Raw genomic sequence first — 19517 nt, forward strand, 5'->3', positions numbered from 1 at the left:
TTCGAGCTGATGGGCAGGCCGGGCCGCAACCGCTTGGCGACCGGGCTCGGAAGCCTCCTGCTTCTGGCCGGGGTCCTGCTGATCGTTCAGGCAGGGGCTTTGCTTTCGGTCGATCGGCCTGTCCTTACCCCTTCGCCGGCTGTTGACGATACGAAGCCAATCCGGCCGGTTGCGAGCGCACAGCGCCTGGAACCGGCGCGCAAGGTTGCTCAAGACCTGATCGCTCCACCACGGCTTGATCCCGCGGAGATCGAACGGGCCGAGCCCCGTCCGCCACTCAGCGAGCTCGGTCTCGCCGTGCCCCCGAAAACGCCGATGCCCGGAGATTGGCGGGAGGTCTTGCTCTACCGCCCGATTGCCACATCGTCGGCGATGTTCGAATCCATGGGCCGGAAGGTGGTCATCAGCGGGGTGCAAGGCATCGACCTCGACCGATCCTGCTCGTTTCACGATGTCACCTGGCCCTGCGGCCAGCGTGCACGCGCCGCTTTCAATTCGTGGTTAAGGGGACGTGCGCTGAAATGTTTCGTGCCGCCGGACGCCGAGCGTTTTGCGATCGCCGCGCCGTGCAGCCTGGGCAAGCAGGATGTCGGCGCCTGGCTTGCCTCCAACGGCTGGGCCATGGCGCTGCCGAGCGGCATCTACGGCAAGGCGGAGGCGACAGCCAGAAACGCGCAGATGGGCATATTCGGCCCCGCACAATAGCCGGTCATTCAGCCCCTGATATTTTGTTTGTTAACCGTCAAGGGCGAAGCTTTCCCCAAAGCGCGCCGCTTGAATCCATTCAGCGGATTCAGGCGACGCGCTTTAGATCTTTGTTTTTTATGCATGTCGTTTTCCCAAAACCGAGGGTCACTTTTGGGCGACATGCATTGGGAACAAGCCAGTTTCGTCCGCAGCCTTTCATGGGGTCATCGCGCAATCGATTAAATTGCGAGGTTCCTTGAAACTGAAATTGCAACACACCGGCCTTATACCAACCCGTCCACAGGAGATCGGCCAGTGACAAAGACTATGGCGACCACCACCGCCCAGGCATGGAGAGGCGTCGCTTGGCTGACCTTTCTGGGGACCATGGGAATCCTGGCCCTTTCCGTCGGCCTCAACTATCTGCTCCTGTTCTCCGAGGCGCTGACGCCATTTGGGCGCAGCATGGTCACGGCAATCCTGTTGCCTGTTGTCCTTGGTGTTCCGCTTTTTCTGTTCATTGGATTGAAGCAGATCGAGCTTCGTCGCTATCGCCGGGAACTCGACAAGTCGGCAACCTTCGACACTATGACCGGCTGCCTGAACGGAGCGGTCTTCACGTCGATGGTCGAAAAAAGAACGGCAAGGCCGTCGGCGCCGGGGCCGGGATCGGGCGCCTTCCTGGTCATCCATTCGGAACATCTGCGGTCCATCAATTTGCGCTTTGGCCTTGAATGGGGCGACGAGGCCTTGCGGCTCGTAGCCTCAACCATAAAATCATCGGTGCGCGCGGAGGATCTGGTTGGACGCATCGGGACTTCGATGTTCGGGGTTTTCCTCTCAGGGGCCACCGAAGCGGAAGCCAGGGAAATCGGCGAGCGTATCCGGGCGCGCATCGCGCAGGTCTATTTCGCTCCAAAAGGAACCGAAGATGCCCTGACCGTCAAGGTCGGCGGCGTAATGTTCGAAAACGAGGTGGAGTTCGCGGACATGTTCCGGTCAGCCGAGCAGCGCATGGCCGGCATCCAGGACGGAGCCGCGTTTGAATTGACGCATCTCCACAGCTGACAAGGGCCGGGCGCCGGCGCCGTTCAAACACCAGGGGAATTGTCAGACGCAGCGGCCACTGTCGACGCGGCAACGCCGCAAGACGCTGCCCAGGTTTCCGCGATGGCGACGATTGCGGCGTTGATCGGTCCGCTCGGGATCGCCGGCATCACCGAGGCGTCGACGACAAAGATGTTGTCAAAACCGTTCAGCCGCAGGTCAGGGTCGACGACGGCGTCGGCGTCACGACCCATCCGGCATGTGCCGGCCGGATGATGATGGGTGGAAGCCGCCCTGGCGATGAAGGCATCGAGTTCGTCGTCGGACTGAACCGCTGCACCCGGCAGGATCTCCGCATCGCGCCATTCGTCCAGAGCAGTATGATGGCCGACCATGCGCGCCCGCTTCAAGGCCATCCTGAAGACCGTGCGGTCGTGTTCGGTTTCGAGATAATGCGGATCGATGACCGGCGCATCGTTGCGGCCCGGCCCGCTTGGGGCGATGCGCCCGCGGCTTGTCGGATGGGTGACGCCGCACAGGATCGTGAAGGCGGAGCCATAGGGCGGGGCCTTCAGGCCCTCGGCCGCTGAGGGAGCGACGACGCAGGCGAGCACAATGTCGGGGCTTCCCGTGCAACGGGCAGGGTCGTCACCATGCAGGTACATCAGCGATTCGGAGTGCTGCAAGCGAGACGGTGGCACCGGCTTTTTCGTGCTGTAGACATTCCCAAGCGCCAGCAGATGGTCCTGCAGGTTGCGGCCGACGTCGCGTCGATCGGCAAGGCAGCGTATATCAGCCTGCTTCAGGGTATCCGGACAGCCAATGCCCGACCGCATGAGGATGAGCGGCGAGGACACGGCGCCGGCGCAAAGAACGATCCTGTCGGCGGAGAGCGTTCTGGTCTCACCCTCGCAGACCACGCTCACGCCCGTGACCTTGTGTCCGTCCAGCATGAGATGCTCGACCTCGTGGCCGGCGAGCAAGGTCAGGTTCGGCCGCGCCATAACCTGCGGCGGCAGATAGGCGTCGGCGACGCTCAGGCGCCTGCCGTCGCGTATGTTGAGCGAATTGGGGCTGGTGCCGACCAGTTCGCCGCTGTTGTGGTCGCTCAGGGCGGGAGCCCCCATGGCCCGCCCGGCGGCGATATAAGCACGCACGACCGGACTGACCTCGGCGTCCGGCAGATAGACATCCAGCGGGCCGCTCCTGCCGCGTGTCGGCCCATCGAAGGCGGTGAAGGCTTCGCTGCGGATGAAGCCTGGCAACAATCCCCGATAGGACCAGCGCTCGCCGCCGGCTTGCGCCCAAGGTTCGAAATCATCGGGATGGCCGCGCACATAGGCCATTGCATGCAGGCAGCTCGAGCCGCCGACGATCTTGCCGCGTGGCCATTCATGGACGCGGTTGGCGGTGAAAGGCTGGGGCACCGTGCGGTAGCTCCAGTCGTAGGCGCGGCCCTGGAGCATCGTCCATTTCAGCGGGTCGGCAATATCGGGATCGGCCGGCATCGCCCCGGCCTCGATGAGGCCGACCTGGCATGACCGGTCTTCACTGAGCCGGCTGGCAACAACCGAACCGGCGGATCCCGCGCCAATCACCAGCACGTCGAAATGACGTTTCAATTTGAAATTCCCCGCACAGCTCAATGTCAGAAGGTGATGCGATCACGCGGCAAAGGCGCCGGCATTCGATCGTTCCATGATCTGTCTCTGCACGGACAAAAGATGCGCGCGCATTGCGGCCTCTGCCGCTTCGGGATCGCGCTGCGAGATCGCTTCGGCGATCAGCCGATGCTCACCGTCGCGCTGGGCGATCCGCTTGGGACAGGTGGGGGCCGCGGTGCGCGCTACCTTCACCCGCGCATCGACCCCGACCTGACGCAGCATCTTGTAGAATTCCGCGGCGAGATGGTTGCGGGCGGCGGCAACGATCGCGAGATGGAAGGCGAAGTCGACCTCACCCGACGGGGCATTGTCCGGCGTGGTTGCCGCGTCGAGGATCCGCGCCGTCTCGAAGGAGGAGGCGCGCAGCGACGCCAGCCGGGCAAGGCCCGGCTCCATGATCAGGCGCAACTCCAGAACCTCGATCGGATTGGTTACCCTGACCAGTTCCTCGCCATATCTTGGAAGGGCGGTCGGCGCCCGCCTAGCGCGCGCCGGTTTGAGGTCGCCTGAATGGCGCAGCGCTTCGAGCGCCTTGCGAAGCTGATGGCGCTTTACGCTCAGATGTTCAGCAAGATCGCGCTCGGACGGAAGCTTGCCGCCGCCCTGCTGCAATTGGCGGACCGCGGCAATGATGTCGTCGAGATCCGATGGTCCGACCTGCGGCTCGAATGCGCTCAAAACCAAATCTCCTGTCCGATCGGCAGACCGCCGACTCATCGTCCTGACATCATATTCTGACACGAAACCTGATGGACGGCACTCAACCAATTCAACCAATCTACAACTGTACGCAATGGTTGACAACACCAGTTGCGCGATGGTTGACTGCCTTCGTCGACGGTTGCCATCGCGGCGGGCCGTCTTTCTCCCGAGGATCACGCATGCCGGCTGGCGAAACCTTTGACTACGTCATTGTCGGTGCGGGATCGGCCGGCTGCGTACTGGCGAACCGGCTGAGCGAAGACCCCGCGGTGTCGGTGCTTCTGCTGGAGGCGGGGGATTGGGACCGCGATCCGATGATCCACATCCCGCTTGGCTGGGGCAAGATACTGACCGAGCGCCGCCACGACTGGATGTATTTCTGCGAGCCCGAGGCCAATGTCGGCGGGCGCAAGGTCGAATGCGCGCGCGGCAAGGTCATCGGCGGCTCTTCCTCCACCAACGCAATGGCCTATGTGCGCGGCAATCGCGGCGATTACGATCGCTGGGCGGCAAGCGGCCTGACGGACTGGTCGTTCGACAAGGTGCTGCCCTACTTCAAGAAGCAGGAGCGCTGGGAGGCGGGCGAAAGCCGGTATCGTGGCGGCAGTGGGCCGCTGAACACCCAGTTCTGCCGCTACAAGGACGAACTGATCGATGCCTTCGCCACGGCCAGCCGCGATGCCGGATACCCGCAGACCGACGATTACAACGGCGCCATCCAGGAAGGCTTCGGCCGCCTGCAGATGACAATTGCCAACGGCCGGCGCTGCTCGACCGCGACCGCCTATCTGCGGCCCGCCATGCGCCGCGGCAACGTCAAGGTGCTGACCGGCGCGATGGCGACGAAGATCCTGCTGAAGGATGGGCGTGCAACGGGCATTGCCTATACCAGAGGCGGGGCGAGCCACGAAGTTCTGGCGCGGCGCGAAGTTCTGCTTGCCGGCGGCGTCATCAACACGCCGCAGCTGATGATGCTGTCGGGTATCGGCGATAGCGGCGAATTGGCGGCGCATGGCATCGAGACGAAGGTCGACCGTGCGCAGGTCGGCAAGAATTTGCAGGACCATGTTTCGGTCATCGTAATGTATCGACGCAAACAGCCGGGACCGTTTCTCAAGATGATGCGGGCCGATCGTATCGGGCTGGATTTCGTCAAGACCTATCTCACCGGAAAGGGCTTTTCGGGAGATGTGCCTGGCGGCGTCGTGGCATTCCTGAAAAGCGACGCAAGCCGGCCGTTGCCGGACGTGCAGCTGCTTTTCACCGCCGCACCGCTTGGGGCATGGCCTTACATGTCGCCGTTCAAGGCGCCGTTCGCCGACGGCTTTGCGACCCGTATCGTTGCCGTGCAGCCGGAGAGCCGTGGCAGCGTCAAGCTGGCGTCGAGCGATCCGGTCGCCGCTCCGTTGATCCATCAGAACTTCCTGTCCTCGCAGCGCGACTGGCAGTCGCTTCGCGCCGGCTTTCGTGTTGCGCGCACCCTTGCCAGCCAGCCTTCCATGGCCCCGTTCGTTGGCGCGGAATTCTTCCCCGGCCCGAAATGCGAGAGCGACGAAGAGATCGACGAGCATATCCGCAAGACGTCGATCACCGTGCATCATCCGGCCGGCACGTGCCGTATGGGTGTCGATGCGGAGTCGGTGGTCGATCCGGAATTGCGGGTGCGCGGCGTTGCCGGACTTCGTGTCGTGGACGCCTCCGTGATGCCGGATCTTGTCTGCGGCAACATCAATGCGGCGGTCATCATGATCGCCGAAAAGGCCGCGGATCTGATCCGCAGCCGCGCTCAACAGAGCGTGGCGGCCTGATAGCGACCGCCGGAGTGCAACCAAAATCTTTTGGTTGAGATAAGAATCTGTGTTGGTTGGATTGCCGTGTGAGCCTGCGCGGCCGTGACGGATGGACTTCATTGCGCTTTCATGAGTGTATTTGGCACCAATTTTGGCCATTTCTGCCTATTTTCAGGCATTTACCTGCCGAAAACGCATCTCAACCAAAAACTTATAAATTTCGCAATTTGGGGATTGTCGAGCAAAACCAATGCGAATACGGTTGAGTTGGTTAGAAGCATTTTCTTCGTGACGAGAGGTGTCCGATATGTCCCTGGCGCAACCAGCTAACGATGTGCTCACCAACAAGAAGGCAGCACTCAAGGGCCTCTATGACGCCCTCTACGCGAAAAACATGTTTCCGTTCTGGGCGACGTCGGAAGGCGTCGACCATGACGAGATCAAGCAGCTGATGGCGACGTCGAAGGCCGTTCCCTTCGTGTGGTCCTATTCGGACATCGAGCCGCTGCTGCAGCGCGCCGCCGAACTGGTGACCATGGACGACAGCGAGCGTCGTTCGCTGATTCTGGTCAATCCTGGCCTTGCGCCCAAGCGTGCATCGGTCAGCACCATGTACACCGCCTACCGCCTGAATGATCCCGACGAGATCATGCCGCCGCACAAGCATTCGCCGAGCGCCATCCGCTTCGGCCTGACCGGCAAGGGCAACTTCACCGGCGTCGAGGGCGAAGACGTGGTCTTCGGCCCGGGCGACATGGTGCTGACGCCCAACGACGCCTGGCACAATCATGGCACCGTCGGCGGCGAGCAGGCGGTCAACCTGTCGGTGCTCGACCTGCCGCTGGTCGAAACGCTGCATGCCGTCCATTTCGACCACAAATACACCGAGATGGTCGACGGCAAGGAAGTCGAGAAGAAGGTGCAGACCGCCCGCTATCCCAGCGACTACTCACAGCGCATCTACGGCGAGGGTGGCCTGATGCCGCGTTTCGTCGACCACAAGCGCGGCGGCGGCCTGTCGTCGCCGATGTATGTCTATCGCTGGGAGAAGATGGAAGCGGTCCTCGATGCCCACAAGGATTGGGATGGCGACCCTCATGAAGGCATCGTCATCGACTATGTCGATCCGACCACCGGCGGCCCCGTCTTCCACACCATCAATTTCTACGTGCAGATGCTGCGCCCCGGTGAGAAGACCTTGCCGCAGCGCGAGACCGCCAGCCTGCTTCTGGCGCCGTTCCGCGGCAACGGCCATTCGATCATCGACGGCAAACGCTATGACTGGAACCAGTTCGACACCATCGCCATACCCGGCGGTTCGTGGGTCGAACATGTCAACGGCTCTTCGAGCGAGCCGGTGATCTTCTTCGGCGCCACCGATGCGCCGACGCAGAAGGCGCTGCTCCTCTACAAGCGCTGGGGCCGCAACCAGGCCGGCGATCTGCTCCGCCTCGTCTAGTCCGATCCTTAGGCAAGCACTGTCCCGCCGCGATTGGCGGCGGGGACATCGAAATGATTTTCAGCAGCAAGGGCGTATACATTTGGTTTCGGCGTTCAACACCAAGCAGATCGGCCATGTCGACTGCCCAGGCGGCGGCCAGGTCTGGGTCGACGGCAACATCCTCTATATCGGCCACATGCGGCCGCCGAGCGGCACGACGCTGGTCGACATTTCCGATCCGCGCAATCCGCGCAAGATAGCCACGATCGATGTTCCGCCCGGCTGGCACTCGCACAAGGTGCGCGCCAAGGACGGGCTGATGATCATCAACCACGAGCGCTTTGGCGATGCCGGCCCGGCCGATTTCGGCGGCGGACTGGCGCTCTACGACACCACCAAGCCGGCACAGCCCAAGCTCATCTCGAAATGGATAACCGGCGGCAAGGGCGTCCACCGCTACGACTTCGACGGCCGTTACGTCTACATCTCGCCGACCGCCGATGGTTATGTCGGCAACATCGTGATGATCCTCGACCTGATCGATCCTACGAAGCCAGTCGAGGTCGGACGCTGGTGGATACCCGGCCAGTGGACCGGTGGCGGCGAAGAATACCCTTGGCATGACTATGTCACCCCGCGTTGCCACCATCCGCTGCGCATGGGCGACCGGCTCTATGTCAGCTACTGGCACCACGGCCTGTTCATCCTCGACATTTCGGACATCACCAAGCCGAAGCTGGTCTCGCACGTCAATTCGAGCCCGAGCTTTCCGCATCCCACCCACACCTGCCTGCCGATTCCACAGCCGCTCAAGGGCCGCAACATCATGGTGGTGGCGGACGAGGATGTCGCCAAGCTTCGGCCGTCCCCGCCGGCCTTCGCCTGGATTTACGACATCACCGACGAGACCAACCCGTTGCCGATCTCGACCTTCCAGGTGCCGGGCCTCGACACGGACGGTTCACCGCAGCCGCAGATGACCGGCTGCCACCAGCCTTCCGAACGCTTCAAGGGCACGATCATTCCGTTTGCGTGGTTCGCGCAGGGGCTGCGGCTGGTCGACATCGCCGACCCGTTCGCGCCAAAGGAAGTCGGCCATTTCATGCCCGACGCGCCGGATGGGGCGGAGCGTTCCTCGTCCAACGACGTGACCATCGACGATCGTGGCATCGTCTACCTGATCGATCGCATCCGTGGCGTCGACATCATCGAAACCAGTGTTCTCTAGGGGGGTATGTTGAGCGACAGCACGCGAAAATCCGCCAGCCACTATGCCATCGGCAACAAGAACCCGAACCTGCCGTTTCATCCGGCGGTGCGTGCCGGCGATTTCATCTTCGTCTCGGGCCAGGTGCCGAAGGACGAGAACAACAACATGATCAGCGGCACGATCGAGGAAGAGACGCTGGCCACGCTGAAGACAATCGCGCGCGTCATCGCGCATGAAGGCGCGACGCTGTCGGATGTCGTGCGGATCACCACCTATCTCGAGGATACGCGCGATTTCGGCCGCTACAACAAGGCGTTCCTCGAAGGGATCGGCGACGCCGTCCTGGCGCGCACGACCGTCGAGGCAAAGGCGGTCATCAACACCAAGATCGAAATGGACGCCATCGTCTACAAGCCGCTGCCAGCGGGCAAGTAGGCCTTGGACACAATCGAGGAGACGACATGTACAAGCTCTTAGGCCGCCAGACATCAGGCAACGTCCAGAAGGTGCTCTTCATGCTCGAAGAGCTTGGGGCGTCCTACAAGCGCGAGGACTATGGCCGCCAGTTCGAGAACACCCAGACGGCGGAATACAAGGCGCTCAATCCGACCTCCAAGGTGCCGACGCTGGTCGACGGCGATACCGTGATCTGGGAGTCCAACACCATCCTGCGCTATCTCGCGGCATCCGGCGGCGAACAGTTGAATGGCGCCACGCCGGCGGAAAAGACCGAGGTCGAGCGCTGGATGGACTTCCTGCTGGCGGCGGTCAATCCGGGCTACCTGGCGGCCTTCAAGGGCGCCAAGCTCACACCCGAGGAACAGACCGCCGACTACAAGGAACAGGTGAAGGACCTGGTCGCGCAGCTCAAGATCGTCGACGGCCACCTGGCCGGCAAGGACTTCCTGGCGCTCGGCAAGTTGACCCTTGCCGACATCGCCTGCGCGCCGATCCTGAAGCGCTGCGTCGACTTCAAGATCGACCGGCCGTCGATGCCCAATCTGGAGCGCTGGGTGGCCGCGATCGCCGCTCGACCGGCCTTCAAGGCGGCAACCGCCGCTGCTCCCGCAAAGGCGGCATGATGATCAAGCGCGCCGCTCTCATCGGACTGGGAACAATGGGTCCAGGCATCGCCGCGCGGCTTTCGCGCGGCGGGCTCGATGTCACGGCGTATGATGTCTCGCAGGCGTCAGTCGAGCGTGCCCGCGGCATGCTTGATCTCGCCGGCGGCGTGCTCGACCGTCTCGACATCAAGGCGCCCGGGACGGGCGCCGGCAGCGTGCGTTTCGTCGAGACGATCGCCGAGGCTGTCGATGGCGCTGAGCTGGTCATCGAGAATGTGCCCGAGAATATCGACATCAAGGCGCAGACCTATCGTGACATCGATCCGCTGATCGGCCCGTCGGTCATCGTCGCTTCCGACACGTCGGGCATCCCGATCACCAAGCTGCAGGCACATATCTCGCATCCCGAGCGGATGGTCGGTATGCACTGGTCGAACCCGCCGCACATCATCCCGATGATCGAGGTGATCGGCGGCGAAAAGACCGCGCCTGAAACCGTGGCTGTTATCCGCGACCTGATCCGCTCGATCGGCCTGCTGCCGGTGGTGGTGAAGAAGGACGTTCCAGGCTTCGTCGAGAACCGCGTGCTCTATGCGCTGCTGCGCGAGGCGGTCGACCTTGTCGAGCGCGGCGTCATCGAGCCGGAAGATCTCGACACCTGCGTGTCGTGGGGCATCGGCTACAAGATCGCCGTGATCGGCCCGATGGCGCTGCTCGATATGGCGGGGCTGGACATCTACAAGTCCGTCTCGTCCTTCCTGAACGCCGATCTCTCCAATCGCGACGATGTCGCGCCGATGGTGCTGGAGAAGACGGCTGCGTCGAAGTTCGGCATCAAGTCGGGCGAGGGCATGTTTGCCTACACGCCCGAGCAGACAAAGGCGCTGCAAGGCGAACGGGCCCGCAAGCTCGTCGCGGTGCGGCGCATCCTGGAAGGCCGGGAGTAGCCAATGTCACATGGTGCGCAGAGGGCCAGCCGGTTTAGGGAGTTCCACCGGTCGGCTGTTTGTGTGAAGGGCGCCTTCGCCATCAAGAAGGCGCAGGTGCGGCCGACGAGCGCGCGCGGGGCGGCAAACCATGCGCATTGAAACCATCCGAGCAGCCGGCGACAGGCCGGCCCATATCCGCCATGACGATCTGATCTCCGCCAAGGGCGTTTCGGTGGTCATGGCCCGGCAGCTGATCCTCAGGAACATCGATCTTTCGGTGCCCAAGGGGTCGTTTGTCTCGCTTATCGGTCCTTCGGGCTGCGGCAAGAGCACCTTGCTCAAGGTACTGGCCGGGCTGGTGCAGCCGACCCAGGGCAGCGTTTCGATCGCCGGGCTCGCGCCGGTCGAGGCGGCGCGCAAGCGGATGATCGGCCTCGTCTTTCAGGACGCCAACCTGCTGCCGTGGAAAAACGCCGTCGACAATGCCTCGATGCTGCTCGGCATTGCCGACAAATCGCTGTCGCGTTCGGATTTGCGGGCGCGCGGGCAAGAGATGCTGGAACTGGTGGGATTGGGCGATAGCGCCCACAAGCGGCCAAACGAACTGTCGGGCGGCATGCGGCAGCGGGTGGCCATCGCACGGGCCCTGGCGCTCGACCCGGCGGTTCTGCTGATGGACGAACCGTTCGGCGCGCTCGACGCCATCACCCGCGATTCGATGGGGCAGTCGCTTCTGGAGATCTGGCAGCGCACCGGCAAGACGATCGTGCTCGTCACCCATTCCATCGACGAGGCCATCCATCTGTCGCGCCATGTTCACGTGCTGGGGATCAAGCCGGGGCGGATCACCGAGAGCCTCGACATTGCGCTGCCTTATCCACGCGACTTGTCGGTCACCGAAGATCCGGAGTTCGTCAGGCTGGTGGTTCAGTTGCGAACGATGCTGCGCTCCAGCCATCAACCGGGAGGCGCGTCATGAGCGACCAACCCATCACGGATCTTTCCGAGCCGCGGCTCGCCTCCAGCTGGAGCGCTGCGACAGGCAGCTGGCTTCCGGCGGTCATCCTGCTGCTGGTGACGATCGTGCTGTGGGAAGCCGCCGTGCGGATCTTTTCCATATCCGCCTTCATCATTCCCGCCCCGTCCGAGATCGCGAAATCGCTGGTCGCGCAATGGGGCACGCTGATGCAGGCGACGCTGGTGACGGCGGGCGAGATCCTGTTCGGCTTCCTGGTCTCGGTCGTGGTCGGCATTGCCATTGCGCTGGTCATCGTGCGCTTCGACTGGCTGGGACGCGCGCTGTATCCGCTGGTGGTGCTGTTCCAGAACGTACCGAAAGTCGCACTCGCGCCGATCTTCATCCTCTGGTTCGGCTACGGGCTGGCGCCCAAGATCGGCCTGATCCTGGTCATCGCCTTCTTCCCGGTGACGCTGTCCATGCTGGCGGGCATGCAATCGGTCGACCGCTCGCTGCTGTCGCTGATGAATTCGGTCGGTGCCAGCCCGACGCAGATCCTGTTCAGGATCCGCGTTCCGCACTCGCTGCCGAACCTGATGGCCGGAACCAAGATCGCAGCCACTTTGAGCGTGATCGGCGCCATCGTCGGCGAATTTGCCGGCGCGTCCGACGGTCTCGGCTACGTCATCCAGTTCGCTTCGACCCAGCTTGACACAGCGCTGGTCTTCGCGGCGCTGCTGCTCGTTTCCGTGCTTGGCATCGCCTTCTATTACGCCGCCGAAATTCTCGAACGCATCGTGGTGCCGTGGGCGCCGAAATTCAGCCAGTCCTAGGCCCGCTCGATCAACCAAATTCATAAAAGGGAACAAAAAATGCTGAGACGCTCACTTATCAAGGCCGCTACCGTCGCGGCGTTTGTCACAGCACTCGGCTTTTCCAGCGCTGCTCTGGCTGCCGACAAGGTCAACGTCCAGCTCGACTGGGTGGTACGCGGCAATCACGCCATGTTCTTTGTCGGCAAGGAAAAGGGCTTCTTCGCCAAGAACGACATCGATGTGGCCGAGATCCGCAAGGGATCCGGTTCGCCGGACGCAATGCGGCTGGTGGGCAATGAGAACGCGGATTTCGGGTTCGGCGATCTTCCCACGCTTGCCGTCGCACGGTCGCAGAATGTTCCGGTCGTGGCGCTGGTGGCCGTCAATCAGCACTCGCCGCTGGGGATCATTTCGCTGGCCAAGACACTGAAGCTCACCAAGCCGTCCGATCTCAAGGGACTGACCATCGGCATTCATCCGGCCGGCTCCACCTACATCTTCTTCAAGGGTTTCCTGGCCGCCAACGGCCTGACCGAAAAGGACATGACGCTGAACAGCGTCTCGCCGCCCTATGAAAGCTATCTGCTTCTAGGCCGGGTTCAGACGGTCGTCGGTTATGTCGACGCCGAGGTTCCCGAACTTGAGGCCAAGGCCGGGGGCCCAGGCTCGCTCAGCATCATGATGGGGGCGGACCACGGCTGGAAGGCCTATGGCTCGGGCCTGTTCACCTCGCAGGCGATGATCAAGGACAAACCTGATGTCGTGCGCCGCTTCGTCAAGGCCTACAGGGAAGCCTTCGACTATGTCGTGGCACACCCGGAAGAGGCTGCTGAGATCACCGCCAAGGCCGCGCCCGGCTATGCGGAGAAAAAGGATGTGCTGCTGGCGCAGATCAACGCCGACATCGCATCGACGTTCAGCAGCCCCGACACCAAGGAACACGGTCTCGGCTGGATGACGAAGACACAGTGGGAAGAAACCTTGAAGACGCTGACGGATCAGGGCGTGCTCAAGGCGGCTCTGTCGGCGGACGATGTCTTCACCGACGCATTCCTGGCAAAAGAATAAGGGGCGCGTGGTGTTCGAACGGAAAGCTCGATGAGCGCCTACCGGCAGACCAGACTGTCCTGCGCCACGGTGCAGGACACGTCACGCTCGCCTTTTGCCGCGTCGGTGCGGTCGAGCGTGACCTGCACGCGCGTGGCATATGCGCGGCCCTCGAGGCCACACCAAAGCCGCTCGATGGGCAGGTTCTCGCGCTTGTCGTTGAGGATCGTGAATGTGCCGGTCTTCGGATCGAACCAGAGTTCGATGCGAGCGCTCTTGCCCGGTTCGACCGTTGCGATCTCGGCCGAATACCAGTGGGCGAAGTCGCCGTTGCAGGACAGGTCTTCGCGGCCCGCATTCGAAATCGTCAACGGAACCATGTCGAGCCCGTCAGTGCCGGTGCGGACGGTGACATGGTGCAACTCAACCGCGTTGGCGAAGGACGAAAACGCCAGCATCACCGGAAGGGCATAACGGATCTTCACTTTGCCTGAGCTCCATATGTAATTTTTCCTAGGCAGTCTATCTCGCTTTCGCGCAATAACAATAAGAATATTGATTGGCAAAACAACGGAGAGGGTAACATGTTAAAGCTTCTTAAGAGCAGTGTAAGTGCAGTTATATTGACCGGTGTCTTGATGAGCGGCGCGCTTGCCGGCGAGGTCAAGTCGATCGCCATCCTGACGCCCGAAGAAGGCACGGACTATGGCTGGAACCAGCAAGGCATCGACGCCGCCAAGGCGGCGGGCAAGGCGGCCGGCGTCGAAGTGGTCGTGGCCCAGGGCCTCGGCTATGGCGATGTTCGTCCGACGTTGCGGGAACTTGCGTCCGACGGCGCCAGCCTGCTGATCGCGCATGCCAGCGGCTACAACACCTCGGCTCCCGAAATCGCCAAGGAACTGAAAGTTCCGGTGGCGATCGTCGACACGCCGAACGGCCTGGAGAAGGGCCTTGTCGCCGACTACACGCTGAGCGGCCACGAGGGTGCCTATCTTGCCGGCCGTCTCGCCGCCAAGGTGTCGCGCTCCAAGTCGGTCGGCATCGTCGTCTCGGGCGAACCGCCATCATGGAATTCGCAGTCGGCGGCATTCGCGCAAGGCGTGAAGGCGGAAAACCCGGACGTCAAGATCACCTATGCGGTGATCGGCCCGGCCGCCTACAGCGATGCGGCCGGCGGCAAGCGCGTCACCGAAAGCGTCATCGCATCGGGCGCGGACATCATCTTCGGCCAGGGCAACGGTTCGAGCTTCGGCATGCTGCAGGCGGTCGAGACGACCAAGGCAGCCGATGGCGGCAAGGTCTATTTCATCGACGTCATCGGTGACAAGTCGCCCATCGACAAGGGCTTCCTGCTGTCGTCGGTGGTGTGGAACATCGAGCCGGTCTATGCGGCGATGATTGCCGACCTGAAGGCCGACACGTTCGGCACCAAGCACTATACGATCGGCCTCAAGGACGACTCGGTGAAGCTGCTGAAAACCGCTGCGATCCCGGACAATGTCTGGACAGAGATCCAGGCGCTGCGCGAAGACGTCATTTCCGGCAAGATCAAGGTCGATCCGGTCTATGACGCGGCCGCCGTCAGGGCACTGATGACCAGCGTCGCCCAGTAAGGCGATCACGGTCAGCTGCCGGAGGGGTGATCCGTCACCCCTCCGGTCGATTCCCAATTTTTGGTGCTGGGCTTTCATGAGCGGTTCTTCTTCATCGTCCGTTGCCGGGCGCGACATTGTCGCGCTCGAAGGCGTGACCAAACGGTTCCCCGGCATCGTTGCCAATGACAGCGTCGACCTGTCGATCCGCCCGGGCGAAGTGCATGTGCTGCTGGGCGAGAACGGCGCTGGAAAATCGACATTGATCGGCATGCTGTCCGGCCTGCAGCAGCCGGACGAAGGACGCATACTGGTCGACGGAAAACCGACGCCGATCACCTCGCCGCGCCACGCGCTGGCACTTGGCATCGGCACCGTATTCCAGCACATGATGCTGGTGCCGACGCTGACGGTGGCGGAAAACCTCTTGCTTGGCGGGCCGTGGTGGCGGCGCCCCAGGACCGGGGAATTGGCGGCGCGCGTCGCCGAGATCACCAGCACGCTCGGCATCACCGTCAAGTTGCATGCCAAGGTATCGGAGCTGTCGCTCGGCGAGCAGCAGCAGGTCGAGATCCTGCGTGCTATGGTACGCAACAGCCGATTGCTCATCCTTGACGAGTCCACCTCCATGCTGACGCCGAAAGGCATCGACGAACTGGGCGCGCTGATGCGCCGCCTCGTCGAGCAGGGCCTGGCGATCGTCTTCATCACCCACAAGCTCAAGGAGGCGGCTGCGTTCGGCGATCGCATCTCGGTGCTGAAGCTCGGCCGCAAGGTCGGCGAGATCCCGCCCGAGCGGTTTCGCGCGCTGGGCGAACAGGAGATCGTCTCGGAGATCGTGGAATTGATGTTCGGCAAGCAGAAGGACGATCCGGAAGCCGTCGAGCGTCCTGTCCGCACTGCCCGCGCCGGAACGGCCCCGCTGCTTCAGGTCGCGGATCTGACGGTCGCAGCGACGGACAATGCACCAGGCCTGTCGTCGATCTCCTTCGACATCCGCCCGGGTGAGATCCTGGGCATTGCCGGCATCGACGGCAACGGCCAGAAGCAGCTGGCGGAAGCGCTGGCCGGCCAGCGCACAGCCACCAGCGGCTCGGTGCGGCTGGACGGCGCCGCCATCGAGACGCTGAGCGTCGGCGAACGCCGCCGGCGCGGCCTTCGCTACCTGACCGACGACCGACTGGGCGAGGGCACTGTCGGCACCTTCCCGGTCTCGATCAATTTCTTCCTCAAGCAGGTCGGCGCGGCCCCGTTCTGGCGCAACGGCGTCGAGCAGCGCGCGGAGATCGACAAGCGCGCCGCCCAGCTCGTGCGCGAATACGATGTGCGCACGCCGAGCCTGAAGACGCCGGTCGCGCGGCTGTCCGGCGGCAACATCCAGAAGGTGCTTCTGGCGCGAGAACTGGCTGAGGGCGCCAAGGTGGTCATCTTCAACAAACCGACCTATGGGCTCGATCTTGCCAACACATTGGCGTCGCGTCAGCGCATCCGCGACACGGCGGCGCGTGGCCTTGCCGTGCTGCTGATCTCCACCGACCTCGAGGAATTGCTTGGTATGTGCGACCGCATCGCCGTCATCGCGAATGGAGCTTTGGTCGGTACCGTCGAGAATGCCGACGACGCCCGCACCAAGGTCGGTCGCCTGATGATCGGACTTGCCGCATGAGCATCGACACCGCCCCTACGGTCAGTGCCACCGCACTCGATGCCACGAGCGGGGCGACGACGCGTCGCGACATCCTGCATCGGCTGCTGATGACGCTCGGTCCGATCCTCATCGCTCTCGTCATAGCCGGCTGTATCCTGCTTGCCGTCGGCGTCGACCCGCTCGCCTATTATGGCTTCGTGCTGGAGAAAGGACTGTTCTCGCCGCTCGGCATCCAGCAGACACTGACGCGCATGGCGCCGCTGCTGTTTCTTGCCGCCGGCCTGATCGTGGCCTTTCGGGCCGGTATGTGGAATCTCGGCGGCGACGGGCAGTTCCTGCTCGGCGCGGTGACAGCGGCGGCCAGCGCTCCCGTGTTCGTGCAGATCATGCCGGCCTGGCTGGCGCTGGTCTGCTCGTTCCTCATCGCCATGGTGGTGGCGATGATCTGGTCGCTGGTGCCGGCCCTGCTGCGTGCCTATCAGGGCGTCAACGAGATCATCACCACGCTGATGATGACGTTCCTCGGCACCTCGCTCGCCAATGTGCTGGTCAAGCTGGCGTTTCGCGATCCAGGAACGACCGTGCCGCAGACGCGCACGCTTCCCGTGGAAGACCGGCTGCCGCGCCTATTCGAAACCACCATCACCAGTGGCCTGCTGCTTGGGCTGGCGGCGATCATCATCGTGCATCTGGTGATGACGCGCACGGCGTTCGGGCTGAAGCTGAGGATCGTCGGCGCCAATCCGCGCGCGGCGGTTCACTCCGGGCTCGGCGTCCCCGGCCTGACCGTTGCCGTCTTCGCCATTTCGGCGGGGCTGGCCGGGCTTGCCGGCGCCGTCGACATCATCGGCGTCCAGGGTAATGTCCGCGCCGACTGGAATCCCGCCTATGGGCTTGCCGTGATACCCGCCGTGTTTCTGGCCCGCATGAACGGCTTTGCAGCCATCGGTTTCGTGTTCCTGCTTTCGGTGCTTTCGATCGGCGGCGAGAGCGCGGCGCGCCGGCTTGGCGTGCCCAATCATTTCACGCTGATGCTGGTTTCCATCGTGCTGATCGTGCTCGCGCTCGCCGAATATTTCGATCACCGATACAATCAGTCGCGGAGGGCCTAGGGCATGACCGGGCTCTTCAGCGAAGTCTTTCTCAGCGCGTTGCTGTTCGGCGCCGTCACCGCGGCGATCCCGCTGCTGCTTGCCGGGCTCGGCGAGCAGATCTCCGAGAAGGCGGGCGTGCTCAATATCGGCATCGAAGGCATGATGCTGGCCGGCGCCTATCTCGGCTTTGTCGGTGCTTTCTATTCCGGGTCGCTGTGGCTGGGCTTTCTCACCGGTGCCGCCGGGGGTGCCGCGGTGGCGCTTGTCATGGCGCTGCTTTGCGTGCGCATCGGGCTGAACCAGATCGTCATTGGCATCGCGCTGACCTTGGGTCTGGAAGGCCTGACGGCACTGCTCCACCATTTCCAGTTCTCACGCAGCTACCCCCGCCTGCCGGCTGCGGATGCAACCGTCATTCCGCTGCTTTCGGACATTCCGGTCGTCGGTCCTGCATTCTTCAAACATCATCTGATCGTCTATCTGGCGGTCGCGCTGGTTTTCGGCATGGGCTACCTCTATCGGCGCACGCAGCTCGGCCTCAATTTGCAGGCAGCAGGCGACAAGCCGGCCGCGCTCGATGTCGCCGGCATCGATGTCGTGCGAACCCGCACCATCGCCGTGTTGACGACCGGAGCGCTGGCCGGGCTCGGCGGCGCCTATCTCGCCAATGTCGGGGCAGGGCTGTTCATTCCGTTCATCACCAATGGCGCGGGCTTTCTCGGCATCGTGCTGGCCATGCTGGCGCGCGGTCGCCCGATCTGGGTGCTGTTCGGCGCGTTGCTGTTCGGCGTCTGCCTGTCGCTGACGACAGCCATGCAAGTGGCCGGCATCAACATACCGACCGACATCATCCAGATGCTGCCGTTCCTGGCGGTGATGATCATGCTGGTGCTGTTCGGCCGGCGCGCCAGCCTGCCGGCGGCGCTCGGCATTCCATACGAGCGCGGCGCGCGCTGACCACAATTCATGCGCGGACGGGACCCGCGCCAATAAAGGAGGCAAGAATGTCGGATACCAAGGTCTACCTGCTCGACGGCGGCTCGCTCGTTCTCGACGGCTACCACGTGTTCTGGAATCGCGGCCCTGGCGGCGAAGTGCGCTTCCCCGTCTATTCGATCCTGATCGAACATGCCGAGGGCCGGTTCCTCATCGACACCGGCTACGACTACGATCATGTGATGAAGGTGCTGCCGTTCGAAAAACCGATCCAGGAAAAGCACCAGACCATCCCCGGCGCCCTGGCGCTGCTCGGCCTTGAGCCGAAGGACATCGACGTCGTCGTCAATTCGCATTTCCACTTCGACCATTGCGGCGGCAACAAGTATTTTCCGCATGCCAAGAAGATCTGTCACCGGACCGAGGTGCCACAGGCGTGCAATCCCGAGCCTTTCGAGCATCTCGGCTATTCCGATCTGAGCTTTTCGGCGGAGGCTGCCGAAGCGCGTGGCGCGACCGCGCAACTGCTGGAAGGCACGACGCGCGCCAACTCGACCTTCGAGGGCATCGAGGGCGATGTCGATCTCGCCAAGGGCGTAAAGCTGATCTCGACACCCGGCCATTCGATCGGCCACTACAGCCTGCTGGTCGAGTTCCCCAAGCGCAAGCCGATCATGTTCACCATCGACGCGGCCTATACGCAGAAGAGCCTCGAGACGCTGTGCCAGGCGGCCTTCCACATAGACCCGGTGGCGGGCGTCAATTCGATGCGCAAGGTGAAGAAACTCGCCGAGGACCATGGCGCCGAGCTGATGTACTCGCACGACATGGACAACTTCAAGACCTACAGGACCGGCACGCAATTCTACGGCTGAACGCCAGCCCAATCCGGA

The 19517-nt window shown here is 63.0% G+C and carries 19 protein-coding genes; 16 read left to right on the plus strand and 3 right to left on the minus strand.

The window, feature by feature from the left end; all coding sequences use genetic code 11:
• Positions 1-9 precede the first annotated feature (9 nt).
• Both HB777_02345 and HB777_02350 read left to right on the plus strand, forming a co-directional pair.
• A complete protein-coding gene (locus HB777_02345) occupies positions 10-705 on the plus strand; it encodes a thermonuclease family protein (GenBank protein ID QND62868.1) in 696 nt (231 codons plus the stop codon).
• 309 nt (positions 706-1014) lie between these two features.
• Positions 1015-1755 (plus strand): GGDEF domain-containing protein, encoded by a 741-nt coding sequence (locus HB777_02350; GenBank protein QND68621.1) that lies wholly within the window; start codon positions 1015-1017, stop codon positions 1753-1755.
• A 23-nt stretch (positions 1756-1778) separates the two neighbouring features.
• Here HB777_02350 and HB777_02355 read toward each other — a convergent pair whose 3' ends face one another.
• Together HB777_02355 and HB777_02360 are read right to left on the minus strand one after the other, a co-directional pair.
• Positions 1779-3356, minus strand: coding sequence for a pyridoxine 4-oxidase (locus HB777_02355; GenBank protein QND62869.1), 1578 nt, complete (start codon positions 3354-3356; stop codon positions 1779-1781).
• A 42-nt stretch (positions 3357-3398) separates the two neighbouring features.
• Complete coding sequence (locus HB777_02360) at positions 3399-4076, minus strand: FadR family transcriptional regulator (GenBank protein QND62870.1); 678 nt, start codon at positions 4074-4076, stop codon at positions 3399-3401.
• Between the two features lie 203 nt (positions 4077-4279).
• Here HB777_02360 and HB777_02365 point away from each other — a divergent pair, with 203 nt between their 5' ends.
• From HB777_02365 to HB777_02405, 9 genes are all read left to right on the plus strand, one after another.
• Positions 4280-5908, plus strand: coding sequence for a choline dehydrogenase (locus HB777_02365; GenBank protein QND62871.1), 1629 nt, complete (start codon positions 4280-4282; stop codon positions 5906-5908).
• Positions 5909-6197: 289 nt separating this feature from the next.
• Positions 6198-7349 carry a cupin domain-containing protein gene (locus HB777_02370; GenBank protein ID QND62872.1) on the plus strand — a complete coding sequence of 384 codons (1152 nt, stop codon included), beginning with the start codon at positions 6198-6200 and terminating at the stop codon, positions 7347-7349.
• A gap of 82 nt (positions 7350-7431) precedes the next feature.
• On the plus strand, positions 7432-8559 hold the full coding sequence (locus HB777_02375) for a hypothetical protein (GenBank protein QND62873.1): 1128 nt from the start codon (positions 7432-7434) through the stop codon (positions 8557-8559).
• A gap of 6 nt (positions 8560-8565) precedes the next feature.
• The gene (locus tag HB777_02380) at positions 8566-8976 is read left to right on the plus strand and encodes a RidA family protein (protein QND62874.1); all 411 of its coding nucleotides are present in this window, start codon (positions 8566-8568) and stop codon (positions 8974-8976) included.
• Positions 8977-9002: 26 nt separating this feature from the next.
• Positions 9003-9623, plus strand: coding sequence for a glutathione S-transferase family protein (locus HB777_02385; GenBank protein QND62875.1), 621 nt, complete (start codon positions 9003-9005; stop codon positions 9621-9623).
• Complete coding sequence (locus HB777_02390; protein QND68622.1) at positions 9623-10552, plus strand: 3-hydroxyacyl-CoA dehydrogenase family protein; 930 nt, start codon at positions 9623-9625, stop codon at positions 10550-10552. Before HB777_02385 ends, HB777_02390 begins: the two co-directional genes overlap by 1 nt.
• Before the next feature lie 130 nt (positions 10553-10682).
• Positions 10683-11513, plus strand: a complete 831-nt coding sequence (locus HB777_02395) for an ABC transporter ATP-binding protein (GenBank protein QND62876.1) — start codon at positions 10683-10685, stop codon at positions 11511-11513.
• Positions 11510-12325, plus strand: a complete 816-nt coding sequence (locus tag HB777_02400) for an ABC transporter permease (GenBank protein ID QND62877.1) — start codon at positions 11510-11512, stop codon at positions 12323-12325. The genes HB777_02395 and HB777_02400 overlap by 4 nt, the downstream gene beginning before the upstream one ends.
• A gap of 39 nt (positions 12326-12364) precedes the next feature.
• Positions 12365-13375, plus strand: coding sequence for an ABC transporter substrate-binding protein (locus HB777_02405; GenBank protein QND62878.1), 1011 nt, complete (start codon positions 12365-12367; stop codon positions 13373-13375).
• 38 nt (positions 13376-13413) lie between these two features.
• Here the strand turns inward: HB777_02405 and HB777_02410 are convergent, their stop codons facing one another.
• Positions 13414-13839: a hypothetical protein gene (locus tag HB777_02410; protein ID QND62879.1), complete on the minus strand. Its 426-nt coding sequence runs from the start codon at positions 13837-13839 to the stop codon at positions 13414-13416.
• Between the two features lie 99 nt (positions 13840-13938).
• On the opposite strand from HB777_02410, the gene HB777_02415 reads away from it, so the two are divergent.
• From HB777_02415 to HB777_02435, 5 genes are all read left to right on the plus strand, one after another.
• Positions 13939-14967, plus strand: a complete 1029-nt coding sequence (locus HB777_02415) for a BMP family ABC transporter substrate-binding protein (protein QND62880.1) — start codon at positions 13939-13941, stop codon at positions 14965-14967.
• Between the two features lie 76 nt (positions 14968-15043).
• The gene (locus HB777_02420; protein QND62881.1) at positions 15044-16612 is read left to right on the plus strand and encodes an ABC transporter ATP-binding protein; all 1569 of its coding nucleotides are present in this window, start codon (positions 15044-15046) and stop codon (positions 16610-16612) included.
• A complete protein-coding gene (locus tag HB777_02425) occupies positions 16609-17706 on the plus strand; it encodes an ABC transporter permease (GenBank protein QND62882.1) in 1098 nt (365 codons plus the stop codon). The genes HB777_02420 and HB777_02425 overlap by 4 nt, the downstream gene beginning before the upstream one ends.
• 3 nt (positions 17707-17709) lie before the next feature.
• A complete protein-coding gene (locus tag HB777_02430; protein ID QND62883.1) occupies positions 17710-18645 on the plus strand; it encodes an ABC transporter permease in 936 nt (311 codons plus the stop codon).
• 47 nt (positions 18646-18692) lie between these two features.
• Positions 18693-19499, plus strand: coding sequence for an N-acyl homoserine lactonase family protein (locus HB777_02435; GenBank protein QND62884.1), 807 nt, complete (start codon positions 18693-18695; stop codon positions 19497-19499).
• The last annotated feature ends 18 nt before the right edge of the window (positions 19500-19517 follow it).

The organism is Mesorhizobium loti (assembly GCA_014189435.1).
GTDB lineage: Bacteria > Pseudomonadota > Alphaproteobacteria > Rhizobiales > Rhizobiaceae > Mesorhizobium > Mesorhizobium loti_G.

Bases quoted from the DNA above. Each gene is read 5' to 3' on its own strand.
- HB777_02350 (QND68621.1), top strand. From the start codon at position 1,015: ATGGCGACCACCACCGCCCAGGCATGGAGAGGCGTCGCTTGGCTGACC.
- HB777_02345 (QND62868.1), top strand. From the start codon at position 10: ATGGGCAGGCCGGGCCGCAACCGCTTGGCGACCGGGCTCGGAAGCCTC.
- HB777_02390 (QND68622.1), top strand. From the start codon at position 9,623: ATGATCAAGCGCGCCGCTCTCATCGGACTGGGAACAATGGGTCCAGGC.
- HB777_02430 (QND62883.1), top strand. From the start codon at position 17,710: ATGACCGGGCTCTTCAGCGAAGTCTTTCTCAGCGCGTTGCTGTTCGGC.
- HB777_02415 (QND62880.1), top strand. From the start codon at position 13,939: ATGTTAAAGCTTCTTAAGAGCAGTGTAAGTGCAGTTATATTGACCGGT.
- HB777_02370 (QND62872.1), top strand. From the start codon at position 6,198: ATGTCCCTGGCGCAACCAGCTAACGATGTGCTCACCAACAAGAAGGCA.
- HB777_02365 (QND62871.1), top strand. From the start codon at position 4,280: ATGCCGGCTGGCGAAACCTTTGACTACGTCATTGTCGGTGCGGGATCG.
- HB777_02420 (QND62881.1), top strand. From the start codon at position 15,044: ATGAGCGGTTCTTCTTCATCGTCCGTTGCCGGGCGCGACATTGTCGCG.
- HB777_02425 (QND62882.1), top strand. From the start codon at position 16,609: ATGAGCATCGACACCGCCCCTACGGTCAGTGCCACCGCACTCGATGCC.
- HB777_02435 (QND62884.1), top strand. From the start codon at position 18,693: ATGTCGGATACCAAGGTCTACCTGCTCGACGGCGGCTCGCTCGTTCTC.
- HB777_02405 (QND62878.1), top strand. From the start codon at position 12,365: ATGCTGAGACGCTCACTTATCAAGGCCGCTACCGTCGCGGCGTTTGTC.
- HB777_02385 (QND62875.1), top strand. From the start codon at position 9,003: ATGTACAAGCTCTTAGGCCGCCAGACATCAGGCAACGTCCAGAAGGTG.
- HB777_02380 (QND62874.1), top strand. From the start codon at position 8,566: ATGTTGAGCGACAGCACGCGAAAATCCGCCAGCCACTATGCCATCGGC.
- HB777_02395 (QND62876.1), top strand. From the start codon at position 10,683: ATGCGCATTGAAACCATCCGAGCAGCCGGCGACAGGCCGGCCCATATC.
- HB777_02400 (QND62877.1), top strand. From the start codon at position 11,510: ATGAGCGACCAACCCATCACGGATCTTTCCGAGCCGCGGCTCGCCTCC.